Raw genomic sequence first — 20,522 nt, forward strand, 5'->3', positions numbered from 1 at the left:
TAGTCAAACTACTGGCTCTTTTTTGTACTTAACTTTTTATACTTGATAATTTAATTTTAATGATCAACGTTGAATCACTCAATAAAAAACTGCCTGAATACTTTATGTACCCAAGCAGTTGAAAGTCATGTCGTTTTTATATTTGTTTATAGTTATTAGAAACAGCTGTTGAATCAGTCGTTAGGTGTTAACTACTGCTGACCGTTAAACCACGGTCACATGCAAACGTGCATCGACATTACCGCGAGTAGCATTAGAGTATGGGCAAATTTGGTGAGCTGTTTCGACCAGTGTTTGCGCTTGAGCCTCATCAATGCCCGACACTTCAACATATAAATCTATATCTAAGTTATAGCTACCATCGGCTTTCATACCAATACCCACTTGGGTCGAGGTTTTTGAGGCAGTGATTGGCAGTTTCATTTGCTGGGCGGTCAGATTTAAAGCACTATCAAAACAAGCCGCGTAACCCATTGCAAAAAGCTGCTCTGGATTAACCCCTTCCTTGTCTGTTTCTTGAAAAGAGACCAAATCAAAACCTAGCGAACCATCGTCAAGACCTGTATGGCCAGAACGACCACCCGTTGCCGTTGCTCGCGTTTTATAGAAAATTTTCATCATATATTCCTTATGGATTGGCATATTGTTGGTATTGGGCAATACGCTGCAAATCAATCTTGCTGCGTTTTGATGCCATCATTATAGAAGTGAGCACGCTAATCCAGTAGAGCATTACTCCAGAATCCTTGCCTAATCCTATAAATATTTATATCATTAGGCAAATTATAAAGTAAGCATAAATCATGAAAACAAAAACGGTAGAGCAGCTACTTAGTATGTTACCCAAAAACCAAACCATCGAATCAGACATTTCAGGCTTGTTTTTTTATTGTGCCGACACACCAAGAAAGACTATCAGCTATATCCAAGAACCTAGTATATGTATCGTCCTACAAGGCACGCGTGAAATTTACTTAGGTACAGATTGCCAGAAATTTGATGACAGCAGTCTGATGTTCTGCCCTGTCAATATTCCTATAAACATGCATATCAAACACGCCACTGTAGAGAAGCCTGTCATCGTATTGTCTATGAAATTAAATCTGGCGCTCATTCGTGAGGTCATGGCGCAAATACCCCCTCAGAAAAATGCCGATTATGAGCATCAAGGTATAAAATGGCCATTAGAAGACACCATATTAACCGCATTCGAACGGCTGATAGACTTGCTTAATTATCCAAATGATATAGAGTTTTTATCACCTTTAATTCAGCAAGAGATTTATTATCGTCTGCTCTCAGCACAGCAAGGTCATAAGCTTCGGCAACTGATGGTTAACGGCAGTCACACCCACCGTATTGCCCAAGCTACCGATTGGCTAAAAGCGCATTTAGAAGAGCCCGTCATCATAGAAGATTTGGCCAGTCGCTGCGGTATGAGTGTTTCGGGATTTCATCAACATTTTAAAGAAATCACTCAACTAAGCCCGCTTCAATATCAAAAAAGCCTACGATTGATGAAAGCGCGGCAGCTTATTCAACTCGGCGAGGCACAAGTATCGCAAATCGCCATGCAAGTAGGCTATGAAAGTCCCAGCCAATTTAGCCGTGAATATAAGCGGCTATTTGGAGTAAGCCCAAGCAGTGAGTTAAATATCTAGAATGAGGCTTCTACTATAATGGTTTCTGACTAGGGCAATCCCTCTGCGTCTTGACAGCTTCATAAGCAACTGCGTACACAATGTAATTATCTGTTTAACAGATTCCTACACCCTCCCTCTTTCCAGCCAAACAAACGACGAAATATCTTACCCAAGAAAAAAACAGTTGACTTGGTCTATATATTCATATTATAACATATATAATATATTCATAATTTAGCAACTATTATAATAATTTTTCTACGTGTGATCGTCAGAATATTTCGGGAGGCACTAACATGATTCGTTTAAGCTATACTCTCAAATGCTGGGCATTGGGTGTCACTTATTTTTTGGTGTTTTATTTTATGGTGGTCATGAGCGACCCTGGTTTTAGCAAGTATATTTATATGCTGGCACTAAGCACCTTGTTATTCCCTGTAGCTAAGCGTGCAGTCGATGTCATGACGGACTTTTTTACACCAAATACCGTATTATTTAACGGATTATTGCCCTCATTATTGATCAACGTGGTGATCTGGATACTCACGCCATTTATTGTAGCATTGACCGTCATTGCATTCGTTCTTTATAGTATGGGCGTACTGACAGAAAAGATCAGTCACTAACTTTATCTAGGTGCTAATTTTTAGAGCAAAGGTCACATGAAGTCGCCTTTGCTTTTTTGTTTCATAAAAGATTTATCCGTTGCAGCAAAACAATGACACTCAAAAGCGGTGCAATAAGACAAATAAAACGATAAAACCCGCATCTTGGTTATGATGCGTCTTCTTTTGTCGCGAGAAGACGCAAGAGACTGGTGGCAGTGTATATGACATTGTATTAGAAAAAAACGAGGGATAAAGAGATGCTAAACGATAGCTTGTCTCCTTCCGATATGGTGTATTCAGAATTTAGGGCTTTACTATAATTTATCTTTAGTTCAATAAAAAAGGTTGGGTTAGCGATTACTAATCTAGCCTTTTTTATTGTTTGAATCAGAATGTATAGGCGATACTAAATAAACAATATTATGATACAGCGTGACTGCTACAAACTTTTTTGCTTGCTTTGCCTGCGCAGAGAGAAGCTACTCAAATTTACAACAGTCATACGGCATCTCTTTTATATTGACATGACTATAGCAGGAATAACTCCAAGAGATACGGCATTCAAAATCGATGGGTTACGAATTTTCTGATCCATTCTAAAAGCCTAACGCTATCCTAACTCATTTTATCCCACATCTTGCTTAGACGTTTTGGTGACACCGCCATACGGGTTTTCATCGGTTGCGCGAATAGCTGAATGCGATACTCCTCGACCATCCAGCGGTACTCACTAATGGCTTTATCATTGGCGCGATTCGCCAGCCGCTCCATATGTACATCAAGCGCGTATACTCCTTCGAGATCAGATTCGAGATTGTGCTCAAGCCGTTCGATACGAATTTCAAGCGCCTCTAGATAGCGCGGATACTGCTGCCAATGGCTATAATCCATACGATAAACAAAATCAGCCAAGTGCAAATCTTCTAACTGGTCTTCGATATCTTCGATAGACTCACCAAATACCTCTCGATCGAGCATGAGTAAGCTTTGGCGAATACGTTGCCAGCGAGTATAGACATTTTTAAGGATTTTTATGACGTTTTGACCTGTCAATAGAAAGTTACCCGAAACCACTTCCAAGGTTTTCTCGTACTCTTCTGGTGTAAAGGGTAATTCTTCAGCAAGGGCTACAGCACTATCATCAGCGCTTTCAGGCAAATCAGCACTGTGATCAAATAACACATAATGCTCTTCAAGCGACGCGTCCAATGCCGCGTCGATAACGATGGTTTTTAGCTTCTCCATATCACCAAGTGGGGCAAACGCCAATTTAAATATTTTGTCGATTTGGCTGGTCAGCTGTTTTTTCTTCGCACCAAGCTTACCTTTTATTAAGGTCAAAACGCCAATACGGTGCGCCTGTAACGCCGCATTGACATCGGTATATTGATGGATGGATACCGCCTCGCCTGCTTCATCAGCAACCAAAGCAGCAAACTGCTTCATTACTACTCCTGCACTATGATGGTTTTTACTAAAGGCAAAATGCTCAGGGAATTCGGTGTGCGTACCTTGCTGCTCATTCACCGCTTGTCTAGTCTCAGAAGCGTGGCGAATCTGTAGCGTTTGCAGGTCGCGACCCTTTTCGATAATACGATTTTTGTCATCGACCACACAGATTTGTGGCTGCAAATATCGATCAATGCTGGAAGGATTAAAGCTATCAGGCGTCACTGACATAACGCCGCGACGGTTGAGCGCTTGGCAAAGCTGCTTAAGCAGTCCTTGTCCACCAGCAGGTTGCAATTCATCAAACAAACTATCGGCAGTATCAGGAATCGGTACAATTTGACGGCGGATATCTTTAGGTAGTGACTTGAGCAACTGCAACACCAACTCATAACGCCAACCCGGTACGCCCCATAATAATTCGATCGCATCAAGCTGCGGTAGCGCGGCAAGTGGCACACGAATGGTCACGCCATCATCATCGCTTGACGGATCAAAGACATAACGTAGCGGTAGTTTTAAATCGCCCAATTTCCACACTTCTGGAAAATCGCCTGTGGTCGGTGCTTGGCTATTGAGCACGTCATCATCGGTAAAGAATAGATATTTGGCATCGGTTTTTTCAACCTCGGCACGCCAATCTTCAAAGGCTTTGCGACTGGCAATATGCTCAGGGATTTTTTTATCATAAAACTGATACAACGCCTCTTCATCCACCAACAAATCACGGCGGCGTAATTTATCTTCAATGCGCTCGATATCGGCAATTTTATCCATATTATGCTGTAAGAATGGCGCTTGACGCCCCAAGTTACCAGTCACCAGACCATCACGGATAAATATTTCTCGTGACTCAACTAAGTTCACTTGCTCATAATTGGTCAGCTGCTTACTGATAATTATGAGACCAAACAAACTAATCTGCGCATAGGCTTTAACCCGTCCGGTCTTCTTCGACCAATGCGGCTCAAAGTAGTGATACTTTAATAAGTTACCAGCGGCTGAGATAATCCATTCAGGTTCAATTTTGGCAACAGTGCGCATAAAGACTTGTGAGGTTTCGACCACTTCAAAAGCCATTACCCAAGGTGGTACTTGTTTAAATACTGTACTGGCTGGGAATATTTTGGCTTTTTGCTGGCGCGCCGCTAAGTATTCACCACGATTTTCAGTTTTATGCGCAATCGTAGACAACAAGCCTGTCAATAATGCGCGGTGTAAATTGGCATATTTAACGGCCTTGAGGTCTTCATCTTCGATCGCGGTAGGATCGCTGGTCATATTTTCTAACGAAGCATTTTTATCAGTAGCTTTTGCCTCTTTAACATCCGTCAGCTTAAGTTCTGTGACCATTTGTACTAACTGACGATGGGTTTGACTCCACTCACGTACACGCGGGAAGCTCAAATAGTTTTTCTTCGTAAACTGCTTTCGCTGATTACCAGACAACTTATTGCCGTCTTCATCTTTTTCAAATAGCGCTTTCCACAGACTTAGATAGAATAAAAAGTCAGAATCATCTTGTCTAAATTCCGCATGCTTTTGATCGGCTTGTTGGCGTTTATTGGCAGGACGCTCGCGTGGGTCCTGTACAGCAAGCGCAGCTACTACAATAAGCATTTCACGGATACAATCAAAATCACTACCCGCAACCAACATACGTGCCAGTCTTGGATCGATTGGCATACGTGCCATTTTTTGCCCAGTGGGCGTCAGGCTTAAATGATCGAGACCTTTTTTTGGTTTTGGCTTATTGTTTTGATGAGCAGAAGTTGCTTCGCTTTTAGAAGTAATAGCGCCTAGCTCATCGAGCAATTTATGACCATCAGTAACCAAGCGACTGTCAGGCGGCTCAATAAAGGCAAAATCATCAACGCTACCTAAACGAAGATTGGCCATTTGTAAAATAACCGAGGCTAAGTTAGTTCGCAAAATTTCAGGTTCAGTAAACTCCGGACGACCAGTAAAATCTTCTTCGCTATACAGACGAATACAAACCCCTGGTGCAACACGACCACAACGACCTTTACGCTGATTGGCAGCGGCTTGCGAGATCGCCTCAATCGGTAGACGCTGTACGCGTGAGCGATACGAATAACGCGAAATCCGCGCAAAACCCAAATCAATCACATAGCGGATACCCGGTACGGTCAATGCAGTCTCGGCAACGTTGGTCGCGATAACGATACGCCTGCCACGACCTGATGGCTGAAAGATACGCTGCTGCTCTTCATAAGTCTGCCGTGCAAATAGTGGCAAGACTTCTGTATGCTTTGGCCCATGACGCTCAAGCACCTCTTGTAGCTCACGAATCTCAGCTTCTGTGGCGGCAAATATGAGAATGTCCGCTTGATCGGCATGACCTTTATTTTGTGCATCGCTAAAGCATTCTTCGACGGCGGCCACGACCGCACGTGGCAGATTTTCTTCAAAGTCATCGTAGCTGTCATCATCTGAGCTGTTCACTGGCTCATCGGTAAGCGGACGGTAACGAACTTCAACAGGAAAACTACGACCTTCGACATTGAAAATAGGCGCAGGCACATTGCGTTTTAGCTTATTATCATAGCGGCTAAAATATTCACTAAAGCGTTTGGTATCAAGTGTTGCTGAGGTAATAATCACTTTTAAATCAGGACGTTTGGGCAGTAGCTTTTTCAGATACCCCATAATAAAATCGATGTTTAAGCTACGCTCATGCGCTTCATCAATAATGATAGTATCGTATTTACTCAAGAACCGATCATGCCCCAATTCAGCCAGCAAGATACCATCGGTCATGAGTTTAACAACAGATTGCGCCGTACCCTGCTCATTAAAGCGAATCTTGAAGCTGACAGTATTACCGAGCTGCTCGCCCAATTCTTCAGCGATACGGTTTGCCACACTGCGCGCGGCCAATCGTCGAGGCTGGGTATGCCCTATCTGCCCAGTGATACCGCGACCTGCCAGCATTGCCAGCTTCGGCAATTGCGTCGTCTTACCAGAACCCGTCTCCCCTGCAACAATAATGACTTGGTTATCAATAATTGCCTGTACTAAATCTTCTGCACGTTGACTCACGGGCAAATCAAGATTCAGTTTTTCTGCCAGTTTGTCTGGAATACTATCCATACGTGCCTGCACCGCTTGCTGTGAGCGGCTTTTAATTTTTTCATACTGCGCACGTTTTTTAGTTAGCCCATCATCCGCTTTATCGTCAGAATATTTTTTATTTTTAGCCACAGTAGCTCGCGCCAGCTCCCGCTCGAGACGACTTAAATAATAACTGTCTTTAGCCAGTACTGGTAAATCAACAACCATGTCGGGCTGTGAAGACGCCTCATCACTGTTCGCCGTCATATTTGAATTATCATTATTTGGGCTTGCTAACTTACTTAATTCATCGGATTTAAACACATTGGTGTTGTTTTCAGTCGGCATATTTGAGGTGTTCTTAGAAGTATTCGGCATATTTACTTAGGCTATTTATTGTTTGGAAGTGGTTAGATTATGAGGGTAATTTGGGCGTGATTCAAGGTGGTTATAGTGTTTGCTTGGCAACTATGCAGACTATTATCTATTTTCAAAACGCTCAGTCAAAATATTTCTAAGCTCATCCGTCATGGGTCTAAATTTAAAATGCTTTGGCTCCATCTGAGCAATCAAAGCATACTGATCCTTTTCAATCGAGTTATTCTCACAAGAAAAATGATTCATCTCCTGACCAGTGATGGCATTAATAATATAAAAAGAAGTATCGCTATCTTCAAACTGTGTCAGCTCATAGTAATTATTCGGATCCCGCATAACGAGATTAGTACCATTAGAAAGAGTCGTATAATAGGTATCCTCAGTCGCTTGCTGCGCCTCTAATCTTAAAGGATTGCCTTGGGTAGCGAAATAATACTTCAGCATATAACCAATATCGCTATTAATCACATCCAAACGTAAATGCTCACCCTCTTCTGTGATGCATTGATAGATCATAAAAGGTTCGTAAATTCGTGGTTTAGTAGTGACATTTTATCAAATTTCTCAAACCTGCCAGCCCTATTTTATTTTTGTGAATAAATTATTTGTAAGCTCAAACGCTGCTTGTATAAATAATCTGTTGACGAATGGCAGCCCCCGTAAAGAAATTCTGCAACTTTTGCAATGGCAGCCTAGGAAAAGGCAGATGCAGCGAAAGTATTAACCTCTCAAACGCTACCATTTCATCAGCTAATGCTTGCGCGACGTCAGGTTGAATCTGCGGATTTTCATACACATTATCAATTAACCAAGTGAGTTGTGGAAACTTAGCATTATCATGAATCTGATAAAGAGTGGGTAATAGCTCATCAGAAATTTGGCAACGCGATTTGCGAATCATGCCATTTTTATAGTACATATTTAAAGCCATATTAGAATCTGTCCTTAATTAAATGATGAGACTAAAAATGAAATATATTTTTGTCAGTCAAAGAGACAATTGCAGAGAATATGAACATATTGTCTAAAAACTTGCAAAGAGTGACGGAGATATAACCGCTTTTAGTCCATTAAACTCTAGTCTCGTCAATTGAGAACAAGCCTAGAGTAACTTCCTTAAATTCTTGATACTTAGATAACCAACATACTCTTTATCTTCGTCAGCATTTGCAAGTTCGTGACTATTATTAATCATAGGCTCAATTAAAATCTGTATGTTTAAGACAAGGTCATTCACGTTGTATATATCATCAATATCTACCTCAAATTTATCATCGATGTGCGATGCGGCATTAAAAGGTGTGTCTTTATCTTTATAAGTAAATTGCTGATAAAACTCACTTTGCTTTGCTTGTTTAATGGCATCTGTTTGATTATCAGCAACGATAAGTAGCTTATGGTGAAACTCTTCAAAACTCCCCTGCTGATAGCCACCTAAATTAATAAAGAACAGTTTTAAACCGTTATCGTTCTCTACTTGATTGTTTGACTCAATCAATTTAATAGTATGGTTTCCCACTTTGGTAATCGCTCTGTATGAATCAATATGCCATTTATTGTTGACTTCTGGCCAATGATTATTGATATCGTCTATCAGCTCATTTACTTTGCCAGCTACACCAAAGAAAATATCATGCTGCTCAATCAAACGACCTTTAGGGCGACCACCAAGCTGCACCATAAAGAGTGTTGGCATCTGACGCAGTCCTTATTTAATATACAAAACTCATCGTTAGTCTAATTAATGTAATCAGCTTACTCTAAAAATATGTTGGCAAATTCTACATTTATAACACCCGCCCTGTTCTCAGTGCAAACGCCCAGTCTTCACGACCGTTCATTGAAGCTAATTTAGCCGCAGCCTCATAATCATAAGGCACTTTGATATGCTCAGCTTGCCAGTATTTGCCCTGTTCAGTATCAACACATTTAATAATCGCGTAACTGGCATGGGGCGAATAGGTTTGCATCTTATGCAAAATAGGCAAATCATCTTCATAGGCTGGGTAACCAACGCTACCTGTATTGACGACCACCTGCCCTGTCGATAGCGTGACTGTACGTGGGATATGAGTATGACCACATATGATAACAGTGCTATCGATACCGTTAAGCAGTGCCAAAATGTCTAGATTATCACGTAAGGTTGGCTGACCCGTCTCGATATTTTCTAACAAATATACCATATCATCGGTTGGTGACCCATGGCACAGATAAATATCCTCACTCAAATGACAATCAAACGGCAAATTCTGTAGCCAATTAACCGCTGCTTTAGGCAAGTCCTCGGTGATAAAAGCCATGGTTGCGTTGTTGCCAATCTCCGCCGTTGTCGCTTCATAAATCTGTCTATCCTGATTACCTCGAATAGTAATGATATCGTTCTGATGTGCCATTAAGAGCGCATAGGTATCTTTAGGGGCAATCGGTCCGTATAAAATATCACCCAGATTAACAATTTGATCAATATTACGCTGTTTAATATCAGTCAACACGGCTTCAAGCGCGAAGACATTACTATGAATGTCAGAAATAGCCGCGATAGTATTTAAATGCTTATTATTAGAGTGCGCCATTCTATTTATTCTCCTCACAAACCACTATGTTATACATCGACTAACCGTAAAAAGGAATAGAAAAGAGAAACAAAAAAACCCAATGGCTCGTGAGTATTGAGACATCGGGTTTCATAAGTTATGATTAATGTGATTGCTAAACTATATTAAGAAGAAATAAGCCCACAATCCGACGACAAAGGTAGCAATGATATTAAGAATGACACCCGTACGGATCATTTCGCTCTGTTTAATCAACCCCGTACCAAAGACAATCGCATTTGGCGGTGTCGCAACTGGTAGCATAAAGGCACAAGATGCGCCAATACCGATGACCAATACCAGCACTTCGTGAGGTAAACCCATCTGCTCTGCAATGGCAGCAAATACGGGAACCAGCAGTGCAGCAGAGGCGGTATTAGAAGCAAACTCCGTCAAGAAGATAATAAATGCTGATACCGCAATCATAACCACGATAAGCGGTGCAGAAGACAAGGCATTAGCGACCGTCTCCCCTAGCACCAAGGACGCACCTGATACCTTCAAAATCGTCGATAGGGCGATACCGCCACCGAACAGCATGAGTACACCCCAATCCGTATTATCAGACACTTGCTTCCAAGATACCAAACCTAAGCTCACCACCGCAGCGGCGGCTGACAAGGCAATAACTGCATCAGTATCCGTAATATCAAGCGCGGCACCGATCTTTTTGGAGAAAATCCAGCTCAATGCAGTGACAATAAAGACGATAATCGTCACCACACGCGGTTTATTCCATGCGATAGGTTCGTCTTCAACCAGTACAATTTTACGATTCAGATTGGGTTTAAGGAACAGATACATCGCACCCAATAATAGTGGAAGTAACACCAACATCATTGGTATACCAAACTTCATCCAATCCACAAAGGCAATATTGAGCGCCTTTGCCGCGATGGCATTTGGCGGTGAACCAACGATCGTACCCAGACCACCAAGGCTTGCTGAATAAGCAATACCTAGTAATACAAATACAAAAGTACCACGGTCTTTTTCGCGATCAACTTGCGTTAAAATACCGAGCGCCAGTGGCAACATCATCGCCGCCGTCGCGGTATTCGATATCCACATCGATAAAAATGCGGTCACGCCAAATATCAAAAACACCGCCGTACTTAATTTGCCGCCTGACATCGATAAAATCTTCAGTGCAATTTTTTTATCCAACTGCTGCACATGCAAGGCCGCCGCCAAAGCAAAACCACCAAAAAACAGATAAATGGTCGGATTGGCAAAGCTTTGTAAGCCTATCTCGGCATCGAATTCTGGTATCCCAACTAGGGCACCCACCACTACTACCAATAGCGCCGTAATCGTGACGTGCAACGCTTCCGTTAGCCACAGTACGCCGATGAAAAACAATAAGGCAAGACCCTTATTGGCATTGACATCGAATGGCAATATATTAAAGATAATTATACTAATAACCGCCGCAATAGCGACCACTATCAACCCTTTACCAGTACCCTTTGGAAAGGTATCGGTAAATAAATACTCGTTGCCATCATCAGGAAGATGGCTATCTAGTTTTTGCTCTGACATAAAATGTCCTTATTTTCCCAAAGACAGTGTAAAAAGACGCTAAAATAAAAACGTATGTTAGCGATTGACACTGATTCAACCAGCAACCGTAAAAAATACGTTGTCATAATAACAGATATATAACAAAAATCTGATGCAACAAAGCCCTTATGAGATTTGCAATAAATATTGTCATTTCAAAGGTAAAAAATTACTTTGATGCATTTTACGAAATGCACCTTAAAACAGTACTTTACAGAGATAAATCTTTCTCATGGACCCGTTCACATTTTAATTAAAAACTTAACTCAACAGCTTATTATTGTTAAATCGAATACAGAGTGAGCAATCTATAGCTGAGTAATCGCTTTTCATCAAGTCGCAAGCCTTGTGATGTACGGTTACACATCGTCACTAAACAAGCGTACACTTAGTATGTACAAGCGCATGGTGCTATCTCATACTAAATAAGTCAAAATAAAAATCTAATACCGCTAACAGCTTAACAATTATTTTTTAATAGTATTTATATCGGAAAGTTAATAACAATAAATAGGAGTATTTTATGACAGACACAAATAAAACCGACTCAACCACTAAAATGGCACCAAAAGATATCAATCAAGACGGTTTGGCTAAAGAAGACCAGCAACGTACCGACGACTCAGCACTCGATATGATGCAGGGCATGCATGAACATGAAGACCATGAAGGTGAGAAGTAAGCCAACGTTTTATGATTACCCCAAGCCAAAACACGAAAGGTGCTTATCGTTATGATGAGCGCCTTTCGTGTTTTGGCTCTCTTTTTTCTGGCAGGCGATCTGAGGCGTAGTTATATATAAATGCCGCCGTCAAGACGATAGCAATTGGTACAAATAGAGCTTCATAGCCAACTTTAGCGAATAAAAATGCCCCTACGGCGCTACCACCACAAAAGCAATACCAAATAATGGCTTGAAAACCCAATGTCGGTTTACTAATTGATCGACCAGCCAGCCAGTTGCCAATAGCAGCGCCCATATCTGATGTCAAACCTGTCAAATGGGTGGTACGAATGACTGCACCGCTATAAGTCGCTACCATGGCATTTTGTAATCCGCATGCCATCGCCGCCGCCAATTGTCCTAAATAATCATGCTGCTGATACAACCAGTAGCTGGCCATTAACAGTGCCGCCTCGATATATAGCGCACTACCATAGCGCCTACCTAACTTTAATGATGTCTGCCCAATCACATAACCACTTAGTATCGCGCCTGCCAAAAAAGACAATAGCAGCGCACCGATATACAAGATACTACGCACATCCAAGTAAGCAATAGCCGCTGCAAATAAGCTTACGTTGCCAGTGACATGAGAAACCGATAGATTGGTAAACCCCATTAACGCAGCAGTGTTAACACAGCCAGCACTGAATGCCAGTACTGCCCCGCCCCACAATATCCACTTTGGTAATTTGGTTATCATATTCGCCGCCTAATGGCTTATCACCAAAAAGCATCTATTATAACCAAAAAAGGCAACCGATTGGCTGCCTTCCTGATGTATAAAACCCTATAACCGACTATTGAAGTGGATTATTTCGGCTCATCAAGCATCATTAATTGCTCACTGATAGCCACAGTATTAAAACCTGCGTCAACAAACATAATCTCGCCGGTGATACCAGATGCCCAAGGTGATAGCAAGAAAAGCGCCGCATTACCGACTTCGGTTTGTGTGATATTACGTTGTAGCGGCGCGATTTTTTCGCTGATATCGAGCATTTTACGGAATGATTTGATGCCACTGGCAGCAAGCGTGCGAATAGGACCTGCTGAGATCGCATTGACACGAATGCCTTCACCGCCCATCGAAGTAGCCAAATAGCGAACACTGGCTTCGAGGCTGGCCTTTGCCATACCCATGACGTTGTAGTTTGGCAATACCGAGATACTACCTTCATACGTCAATGTCAGCATCGAACCGTGACGCATGGCCAATAAAGCACGAGCTTCTTTGGCTAATGCTACAAAACTATAGCTTGAGATATCATGGGCAATTTGACTGCCTTCACGGGTCGTCGCCTTAACAAAATCGCCATCAAGCTGATCCATCGGTGCAAAGCCAATCGCATGTACCACACCATCGATTCCATCACCCCAATGGGCAGTGACTTGCTCAAAGCAGGCAGCGATAGACTCATCAGACGCCACATCACACTCAAGTACCAAATCTGCTTCGAATTTCTCCGCTGCCATATCGACACGCTTTTTGATCTTATCATTAGGATAAGTGAGAATTAATGAGGCACCCTCACGGTGCAGTGCCTCAGCGATAGCCCAAGCGATAGACAGTTTGCTCGCAATGCCTGTCACGACAAATCGTTGTCCTTGTAGTAGCATAATATTTCCTTTTGGGTCGATCAAAATTGTTTAATCATATTAAGTTATTTAGAGTGATTAGATACGATGAATATCACAGCGTAAAAAGTACAAATTATAAAATAAGTCATTATACACGAATTAATTTAAGTAAACAGTCGTAAACTGTATTCCCTTATAATGGCGTCTAATATTGATTAAACGCCCAACTGCTCGCCACAGCAGTATGAAGTTAAGTAGATTTCAAGTATAATCACAGCCCTTCCCAGCTTGCACAATTTTTATAAAAATCCTTTACAACAGTTATTTGTAACTGTTCGTAATTAGGGATTTAGCGTTAAGCTACACCCACATTTTGGATGGCTGCCAAACTTATGAGTAACACCCCAACAATAGCATCAAATTACCAAGAAAGCGTTGAGTCTTATCGTCAACTGATTCTCTCAACTGGCGAGGACTTACAGCGTCCCGGTCTTGAAGAAACACCGATGCGTGCCGCGAAAGCTTTTGCACATTTAACCCAAGGTTATCATCAAAGCTTGGATGAAGTCGTCAACGACGCCCTGTTTCCATCGAGCAATCGCGAGCTGGTATTGGTACAAAATATTGAATTTTATTCATTGTGCGAACATCATATGCTGCCTTTTCATGGTATCGCTCATGTAGGCTATTTACCCAATGGTCAAGTACTGGGCTTATCAAAATTTGCCCGTATCGTCGATATGTTCGCCCGTCGCTTGCAAGTTCAAGAAAATTTAAGCGAGCAAGTGGCACAAACTATTATGGATGTCACTGGCTGTCGCGGCGTAGCGGTAGTGATGGATGCAGCACATATGTGCATGATGATGCGCGGCGTAAATAAACAACACTCTACTACACGCACGATGTCGATGTTGGGTGAGTACGTACATGACAATCAAGCGCGCAATGAGTTTTTGAGTGCGATCCCTAGACGTCAGCCTGCATTCTAACGCTTCAAATAACAATAGATAGTCACAAAAAAAGGATACTTAAGTATCCTTTTTTAATGCGTACCTTTCAATATAGCTATCATTAATAACTAGCAATCAATCCTTGATTGCAATATAACGAGGCTTAACTAACCTAGCTTACTTCATCAATCCAATTGCCATAACCTTCTGCTTCCATTTGTGCCAGTGGAATAAAACGCATTGCCGCTGAATTCATACAGTAGCGCTTGCCTGTCGGTGCTGGGCCATCATCGAACACATGACCCACATGTGAATCAGCATAGCGACTACGAATCTCGGTACGGCTTCCGAATATCCCTCTGTCTTCCTTCTCAACGACCATATCCGTGCTCAATGGACGGGTAAAGCTTGGCCAGCCAGTGCCAGATTTGTATTGATCACGAGAGGAATATAGTGGCTCCCCCGATATCACATCGACATACAGCCCAGGCGCTTTATTATCCCAATATTCATTATCAAAAGCGCGTTCGGTGCCGTCTTTTTGAGTGACTTTATATTGAATGTCACTTAGTGACTGCTTTAGCTCATCCTGTGCAGGCTTCTCAAAGGTATCTGGATTGAATCCTGTACTAGCTTTAGTAGCTGACGCATTGTTTGATGTTGCCTGTACGCTATCTGCCGCCGTAGATTTAAACTGGCTAAAATCCAGCTCGTAGTCTTTACCATAGACACTTTCGATAAACTGATAGCGACCAGAATTAAAGGTATAGGCCTTATAGCGGATTGGGTTTTTCTTATAATAATCTTGATGATACTCTTCAGCAGGGTAAAACTTGCTAGCAGCAACAATTTCAATCACAACTGGTTTGCTATAGATACCAGAGTCTTGCAGTGATTGCTTAGCCGCTTCTGCTATCTGCTTTTCTTGTGCATTATTATAAAAAATAGCAGCACGATACTGAGTACCACGATCTACATACTGGCCGTCAGCATCGGTTGGATCGGCGATACGCCATAACGCTTGAACGAGACCATTATAGGTGATTTTCGTCGGGTCATAATAGACTTGAGCCGCTTCAGTATGCCCTGTGCCGCCTGCTGATACAGTGCTATAAGTTGGATTGGTCGATTGACCGCCGGTATAGCCAGAGACCACTTCTACAACGCCAGGTATTTTTTCATAACCCGCTTCCACGCACCAAAAACAACCGCCAGCGACCGTAGCGACTGCGAGATTTGGATCCGTTGGCGCATAAGGATTATCGATGGCAGTATTTTTCACAGCGGGCGTATTTTCGGTGGCAGCACAGCCAACGAAAACCATACTGATGGCTGCTACAGCCATCGTAATAGCGCCCGTCTTTAATTTATGATTCATCGATACCTCCTAAAAGTAATATAATATAACCATGATAACTCTTTGACCTCACTAAACTACACCTATATTGTTATAAACATTTAACAGTAATCAGATATTATTTAATATAATTAAACAGTAAAACCCTGAATTATACACAATTATCTTAATAAGATAAGTTTGCTACAAAGTATGATTATTAAAAAAGAGCACATTACGGACAGTGTAGTGTGCTCTTTTATATTATATCAATATAGCTTAGTTACTCTTTTATTTTGCAGCAGAACGCTCATCACTGGCTTGCTGAATCTTGGTTAAAATAGCCTTAATTTCAGACGCTGATAGATAAGTCGGTACGGCATAAGTATCACTGACTTCTTTTACTGCTGCTTTAGCAATTTTATCAAAATCACTGCTTTGCATGCCTTTCACCGTTGGATCGATATTCAAGGTGGCAATCAGTTCGCGTACTTGCGCGATGAGGTGGTCGGCAATCTCAGCATCACTCTTGCTAGCTTGTCCCGATTTTACCATACCTGTTTTTCTAGCCAACTCTGCCAGTCTTTTTTTACTTCCTTGACGATTGACATCAAGCACATACGGCAGCACGATGGCATTGGCACGACCATGCGGGATACTGTAATACGCCCCTAATTGGTGAGCGATAGCATGGACGTAACCAAGACCCGCTTTATTAAAGGCGATACCGCCGTAATGAGCGGCAATACCCATTGCTTCTCTGGCTTTAAGATTGCCGCCGTCTTTATAGACCAGCGGTAAGTTTTGCATCACAGATTTAACCGCAGAAGCCGCATAATAATCGGTCTCGACGCTCGCATTAGCACTCATCCAAGCTTCTAACGCATGGGTCAATACATCAATACCCGTATCTGCTGTGATATGAGCCGGCATGCCTTTCATAATAACAGGGTCAATAGCCGCTGCTAATGGCACCATTCTTGGGTCAATAGACAGTGCTTTTTGATGCGTTTTATCGTCTGATACTACTGCACCAAGGGTTGCTTCTGAACCTGTGCCAGCCGTGGTAGGAATACAATAAAGCGGCATCGAAGGCTTTCTGGCTTTAAGAATGCCGATAAGCTGTTGCGGCTTGCAACTATTGCCTTGTGACATCGCAATCATCTTAGCCGCATCAATGACCGAACCACCACCGATGGCAATAATCGAATCGCACTTAGCATCGATAGATTTTCGCAGTCCCTCTTCGACAACTTTAAAAGTAGGGTCTGGGGTAATGCCATCATAAACGGTATAGCTGATATTTTTGCTATCTAGATAATCAGTCACTTTGGCTGGAATGCCAAGCTTATTAAGCACGGCATCAGTGACGATAAATACATTGGTGCTGCCTTCGTTGATAGCCATATCACATAGCTCTTCACAAGAGCTCTCACCGACAAATAGCATTGGTCTTCTAATTGGAACAACATAAGCGAACGCTTTTAAGACTTTAGCGCGTGTTTTAGCAACGGCTAAATAACCGACATTCTGCAATCCATTGGTATTTACTAACTTGTTATTTGCTAATTTAGCAATACTGTTTTGCTTTTTCATAAGTAAAAATCCTTTTTAATGATAGTAATAATAGCGATAACAATCCTTTAAAGCAGCGATTTAAACGGCTCTTTAACTAAAAATTAAACAAATTTAAGCATCTAACTAAAGTGAACGTCTGTTTAACTTATTGTATCACTGCTATTTTTAGGATATCGCAATTAGTATGAACTGCCATGTTCTGCTTATTTGGCTCTATCTGCTTAACTCTTTTTGGCTAAGCTAAATCATACTCGCCTGCAGCAACTGCTGCGCATAGGGATGCTGTGGGCTATTAAAAACATCTTCAGTACGTCCAGACTCAATACATATGCCATCTTTAAGCACCATAATTTGCTGACATAGGGCGCGCACCACTTTTAAGTCATGACTAATAAACACATAACTGATTTGCAATTTTTCCTGAATTTCACGCAGCAAGCTAACTACAGTGACCTGCGTGGTACTATCAAGCGCGGACGTCGGCTCATCCAATATCAGTAGACTCGGCTGCATAATAAGGGCGCGAGCAAGTGCGACACGCTGACGCTGACCACCTGATAGCTCATGCGGATAACGATGCGCAAACTCAGCTGGCAGATGTACGGTAGTAAGGCTATCCATCACCGCCTGCTGCCGTGCTGCTTTATCAACGCCTTGTACAAGCAATCCTTCTTCAATGATTTGCATCACCGTCATACGTGGATTGATACTGGCAAAGGGGTCTTGAAATACCATTTGAATTTGCGAGCGAAACTGACGTAGCTCACCCTTGGACAATACTGAAATATCTTGTCCATTGACCATTATTTCGCCACCCACACGCGCTTGATTGCTAAGTAATTGACTTAATGCCAGCGCTATCGTGGTTTTTCCAGAGCCTGACTCACCTACAATGCCTAACGCCCACCCTTTCTGTAGCGTCATATCAACATTTTTTACCGCATCAAACCAGCGCTTAGTACCACCAAACAGACTTTTTTCAATGGGAAACTGTACTTGTAAATTGCTGACTTGCAATACGGTTGATTGCTGAATTTTATCATCATTAGAGAAGTTCAGTGCTTGGCCAAAGTCTTGCTGAATAAGCGAGCGAGTATATTCTGCTTTAGGCTCATTAAATACCGCTGCCGTTTGCCCTTGCTCAATCGTTTGCCCTTGGCGCATGACAATTACTTCATCACTGTAGCGCCTGACCAGATTGAGGTCATGGCTAATAAGCACCATCGCCATATTATGCTGACGCTTAAGATCATCTAATAGAGCGAGAATCTCACGTTGCAGAGTCACATCAAGCGCGGTGGTCGGCTCATCAGCGATTAAAATATCAGGCTGCTGTGCCAATGCCATGGCAATCATGACCCGTTGACGTTGACCACCTGATAGCTCATGCGGATAGCGGTTCAGCTTATCAGTCGGATTGGTAATATTGACATCATTTAGTAAATCGATTGTTTGACTTTGCCATTGTTTCTTGGGCACACCAACTAGACGTAGCGATTCAGCAATTTGTTTGGCAACTGTATGTAGTGGATTGAGCGCTGTCATCGGCTCTTGAAACACCATGCCGATGCGCTGTCCGCGAATAGAGCGCAGCGCAGCGTTACGTGCCTTAGCACTAACACTAACATTGGCATTGGCATTGGCTATCGGTAGCACAGTCAACCCTGCTAGCTTCACCTCACCGCTAACAGTCAAACTGTCTGGCAATAAGCCTAATAGCGCAAGACTTGCAATGGATTTGCCAGAGCCCGATTCACCAACGATAGCAAGGGTTTGTCCTTGCCTAAGCGCATAAGACAGATTATCAACTAACGTTAAGCCAGTATTGGTAACAATGCTCAGCTTATCCACGGTCAGCATCAGCTTATTTTGGTTATTGCTATGACTATTATTTAAATGGGCATTTTGCTCAGTAGCAATCGTCATATTAGTAGTTGTCAAACTATCAGTAATCACATTATCAGTTGTCATATCAGGAGCGCCTCGGGTCAAACGCATCACGCAGCGCTTCGCCAACGAATATTAGCAGTGATAAGATAAAGGTCAAACTAAAAAACCCAGATAGCGCAAGCCATGGTGCATCGAGATTATTTTTCCCTTGTACCATCAGCTCGCCGAGAGACGGTGACCCAGGCGGCAAGCCATAACCTAAAAAATCTAGTGCGGTTAAAGCGATAATATTAGCTGTCAATATAAAAGGCAATTGCGACAAGCTTGACGCTAAGGCATTGGGCAAAATATGTCTGAGCATGATTTGACTGTCTGAAGCCCCAAGATTACGAGCAGCGCGCACATAGTCAAAGTTACGCGCCCGCAAAAACTCTGCCCGTACCAAGCCAACCAGCCCCATCCAACCAAATAATAACATCATTGCAAATAGCATAAAGATACTAGGGCTGAATAAGCTGACCAAGATAATAATCATAAATAGCTGCGGCATACCGCCCCACACTTCCATGAAGCGCTGCCCTGCCAAATCTATCCAACCACCGTAATAACCTTGTATTGCACCGACGATAATACCAATCACTGCCCCAGCAAGTGTTAATGCTAAACCAAACAATAATGACACGCGCATGCCATAAAGTATTCGTGCCAACACGTCGCGGCCTAAGTCATCAGTACCAAGCCAATTCTGGCTATTGGGCGCTGCTGGATATGGAATACCCAGCTCAACGTTTGGTGTCTGATCGGCAAATGGAATCGGCGGCATAATGTAAAAACCCTGCTCATTAATCAGCGTCTGTACCGCAGGGTCTTTATAATTGGCTTCAGTCTCAAACACCCCACCAAAAGCCGTTTCAGGATAGGCTTTTAGAACAGGAAAGTAATAATCGCCTTGATACTGCACCAGTAGCGGCTTGTCATTGGCAATCACATTGGCTGCCATACAAATGACGAATATCAGCGCAAAAATGAATAATGATACGACGCCAAGACGATTTTGGCGAAAATGGTTTAGGCGTGCCTGCCAGATAGGATTTAGACGACATTTATTTGGCATAGAGACAGGAGATGCAGATGAAGGCGTTGAAGGTAA

General features: G+C 42.4%; 17 protein-coding genes. 4 read left to right on the plus strand and 13 right to left on the minus strand.

What is annotated here, in order from left to right:
* Nucleotides 1–204: 204 nt before the first annotated feature.
* A complete protein-coding gene (locus JMW85_RS07705; RefSeq protein ID WP_201581358.1) occupies nt 205–618 on the minus strand; it encodes an organic hydroperoxide resistance protein in 414 nt (137 codons plus the stop codon).
* Nucleotides 619–803: 185 nt separating this feature from the next.
* Between JMW85_RS07705 and JMW85_RS07710 the strand changes: the two genes are divergently transcribed.
* Both JMW85_RS07710 and JMW85_RS07715 read left to right on the plus strand, forming a co-directional pair.
* Nucleotides 804–1,661: an AraC family transcriptional regulator gene (locus tag JMW85_RS07710; RefSeq protein ID WP_201581359.1), complete on the plus strand. Its 858-nt coding sequence runs from the start codon at nt 804–806 to the stop codon at nt 1,659–1,661.
* A gap of 278 nt (nt 1,662–1,939) precedes the next feature.
* Nucleotides 1,940–2,269, plus strand: coding sequence for a hypothetical protein (locus tag JMW85_RS07715; RefSeq protein WP_201581360.1), 330 nt, complete (start codon nt 1,940–1,942; stop codon nt 2,267–2,269).
* A gap of 597 nt (nt 2,270–2,866) precedes the next feature.
* Here the strand turns inward: JMW85_RS07715 and hrpA are convergent.
* From hrpA to JMW85_RS07745, 6 genes are all read right to left on the minus strand, one after another.
* Nucleotides 2,867–7,042 (minus strand): ATP-dependent RNA helicase HrpA, encoded by a 4,176-nt coding sequence (gene hrpA, locus JMW85_RS07720; protein ID WP_201581791.1) that lies wholly within the window; start codon nt 7,040–7,042, stop codon nt 2,867–2,869.
* A 213-nt stretch (nt 7,043–7,255) separates the two neighbouring features.
* Nucleotides 7,256–7,669, minus strand: a complete 414-nt coding sequence (locus JMW85_RS07725; protein WP_201581361.1) for a hypothetical protein — start codon at nt 7,667–7,669, stop codon at nt 7,256–7,258.
* Between the two features lie 97 nt (nt 7,670–7,766).
* Nucleotides 7,767–8,084 carry a hypothetical protein gene (locus JMW85_RS07730; RefSeq protein ID WP_201553814.1) on the minus strand — a complete coding sequence of 106 codons (318 nt, stop codon included), beginning with the start codon at nt 8,082–8,084 and terminating at the stop codon, nt 7,767–7,769.
* Nucleotides 8,085–8,255: 171 nt separating this feature from the next.
* Nucleotides 8,256–8,849, minus strand: a complete 594-nt coding sequence (locus JMW85_RS07735) for a DUF1543 domain-containing protein (protein ID WP_201581362.1) — start codon at nt 8,847–8,849, stop codon at nt 8,256–8,258.
* 91 nt (nt 8,850–8,940) lie between these two features.
* The gene (locus JMW85_RS07740; RefSeq protein WP_201581363.1) at nt 8,941–9,729 is read right to left on the minus strand and encodes a metallophosphoesterase family protein; all 789 of its coding nucleotides are present in this window, start codon (nt 9,727–9,729) and stop codon (nt 8,941–8,943) included.
* A 141-nt stretch (nt 9,730–9,870) separates the two neighbouring features.
* Nucleotides 9,871–11,292, minus strand: a complete 1,422-nt coding sequence (locus JMW85_RS07745; RefSeq protein WP_201581364.1) for an SLC13 family permease — start codon at nt 11,290–11,292, stop codon at nt 9,871–9,873.
* Nucleotides 11,293–11,836: 544 nt separating this feature from the next.
* Here JMW85_RS07745 and JMW85_RS07750 point away from each other — a divergent pair.
* Complete coding sequence (locus JMW85_RS07750; RefSeq protein WP_198331573.1) at nt 11,837–11,995, plus strand: hypothetical protein; 159 nt, start codon at nt 11,837–11,839, stop codon at nt 11,993–11,995.
* Between the two features lie 49 nt (nt 11,996–12,044).
* Here JMW85_RS07750 and JMW85_RS07755 read toward each other — a convergent pair whose 3' ends face one another.
* Together JMW85_RS07755 and JMW85_RS07760 are read right to left on the minus strand one after the other, a co-directional pair.
* Entirely contained in the window at nt 12,045–12,740 is a 696-nt protein-coding gene (locus JMW85_RS07755; RefSeq protein ID WP_201501205.1) for a YoaK family protein, read from the minus strand.
* A gap of 110 nt (nt 12,741–12,850) precedes the next feature.
* Nucleotides 12,851–13,657, minus strand: coding sequence for an enoyl-ACP reductase FabI (locus JMW85_RS07760; RefSeq protein WP_060491067.1), 807 nt, complete (start codon nt 13,655–13,657; stop codon nt 12,851–12,853).
* A 353-nt stretch (nt 13,658–14,010) separates the two neighbouring features.
* Between JMW85_RS07760 and folE the strand changes: the two genes are divergently transcribed.
* Nucleotides 14,011–14,607, plus strand: a complete 597-nt coding sequence (gene folE, locus JMW85_RS07765; protein ID WP_227681719.1) for a GTP cyclohydrolase I FolE — start codon at nt 14,011–14,013, stop codon at nt 14,605–14,607.
* A gap of 133 nt (nt 14,608–14,740) precedes the next feature.
* On the opposite strand, the gene msrB is transcribed toward folE, so the two are convergent.
* From msrB to JMW85_RS07785, 4 genes are all read right to left on the minus strand, one after another.
* On the minus strand, nt 14,741–15,946 hold the full coding sequence (gene msrB / locus JMW85_RS07770) for a peptide-methionine (R)-S-oxide reductase MsrB (protein ID WP_201581366.1): 1,206 nt from the start codon (nt 15,944–15,946) through the stop codon (nt 14,741–14,743).
* Between the two features lie 249 nt (nt 15,947–16,195).
* Nucleotides 16,196–17,500: an iron-containing alcohol dehydrogenase gene (locus JMW85_RS07775; RefSeq protein ID WP_201581367.1), complete on the minus strand. Its 1,305-nt coding sequence runs from the start codon at nt 17,498–17,500 to the stop codon at nt 16,196–16,198.
* Nucleotides 17,501–17,722: 222 nt separating this feature from the next.
* Nucleotides 17,723–19,408 carry an ABC transporter ATP-binding protein gene (locus JMW85_RS07780; RefSeq protein ID WP_201581792.1) on the minus strand — a complete coding sequence of 562 codons (1,686 nt, stop codon included), beginning with the start codon at nt 19,406–19,408 and terminating at the stop codon, nt 17,723–17,725.
* 46 nt (nt 19,409–19,454) lie between these two features.
* Nucleotides 19,455–20,486 carry an ABC transporter permease gene (locus JMW85_RS07785; RefSeq protein ID WP_201581793.1) on the minus strand — a complete coding sequence of 344 codons (1,032 nt, stop codon included), beginning with the start codon at nt 20,484–20,486 and terminating at the stop codon, nt 19,455–19,457.
* Nucleotides 20,487–20,522: the final 36 nt, after the last annotated feature.

The organism is Psychrobacter glacincola (genome assembly GCF_904846075.1).
In the GTDB taxonomy this organism is placed as follows: Bacteria; Pseudomonadota; Gammaproteobacteria; order Pseudomonadales; family Moraxellaceae; genus Psychrobacter; species Psychrobacter glacincola_C.

Bases quoted from the DNA above. Each gene is read 5' to 3' on its own strand.
- JMW85_RS07730 (WP_201553814.1), bottom strand. From the start codon at position 8,084: ATGGCTTTAAATATGTACTATAAAAATGGCATGATTCGCAAATCGCGT.
- folE (WP_227681719.1), top strand. From the start codon at position 14,011: ATGAGTAACACCCCAACAATAGCATCAAATTACCAAGAAAGCGTTGAG.
- JMW85_RS07755 (WP_201501205.1), bottom strand. From the start codon at position 12,740: ATGATAACCAAATTACCAAAGTGGATATTGTGGGGCGGGGCAGTACTG.
- JMW85_RS07705 (WP_201581358.1), bottom strand. From the start codon at position 618: ATGAAAATTTTCTATAAAACGCGAGCAACGGCAACGGGTGGTCGTTCT.
- JMW85_RS07760 (WP_060491067.1), bottom strand. From the start codon at position 13,657: ATGCTACTACAAGGACAACGATTTGTCGTGACAGGCATTGCGAGCAAA.
- JMW85_RS07780 (WP_201581792.1), bottom strand. From the start codon at position 19,408: ATGACGATTGCTACTGAGCAAAATGCCCATTTAAATAATAGTCATAGC.
- hrpA (WP_201581791.1), bottom strand. From the start codon at position 7,042: ATGACGGCGAACAGTGATGAGGCGTCTTCACAGCCCGACATGGTTGTT.
- JMW85_RS07750 (WP_198331573.1), top strand. From the start codon at position 11,837: ATGACAGACACAAATAAAACCGACTCAACCACTAAAATGGCACCAAAA.
- JMW85_RS07740 (WP_201581363.1), bottom strand. From the start codon at position 9,729: ATGGCGCACTCTAATAATAAGCATTTAAATACTATCGCGGCTATTTCT.
- JMW85_RS07775 (WP_201581367.1), bottom strand. From the start codon at position 17,500: ATGAAAAAGCAAAACAGTATTGCTAAATTAGCAAATAACAAGTTAGTA.
- msrB (WP_201581366.1), bottom strand. From the start codon at position 15,946: ATGAATCATAAATTAAAGACGGGCGCTATTACGATGGCTGTAGCAGCC.
- JMW85_RS07785 (WP_201581793.1), bottom strand. From the start codon at position 20,486: ATGCCAAATAAATGTCGTCTAAATCCTATCTGGCAGGCACGCCTAAAC.
- JMW85_RS07735 (WP_201581362.1), bottom strand. From the start codon at position 8,849: ATGCCAACACTCTTTATGGTGCAGCTTGGTGGTCGCCCTAAAGGTCGT.
- JMW85_RS07710 (WP_201581359.1), top strand. From the start codon at position 804: ATGAAAACAAAAACGGTAGAGCAGCTACTTAGTATGTTACCCAAAAAC.
- JMW85_RS07725 (WP_201581361.1), bottom strand. From the start codon at position 7,669: ATGATCTATCAATGCATCACAGAAGAGGGTGAGCATTTACGTTTGGAT.
- JMW85_RS07745 (WP_201581364.1), bottom strand. From the start codon at position 11,292: ATGTCAGAGCAAAAACTAGATAGCCATCTTCCTGATGATGGCAACGAG.
- JMW85_RS07715 (WP_201581360.1), top strand. From the start codon at position 1,940: ATGATTCGTTTAAGCTATACTCTCAAATGCTGGGCATTGGGTGTCACT.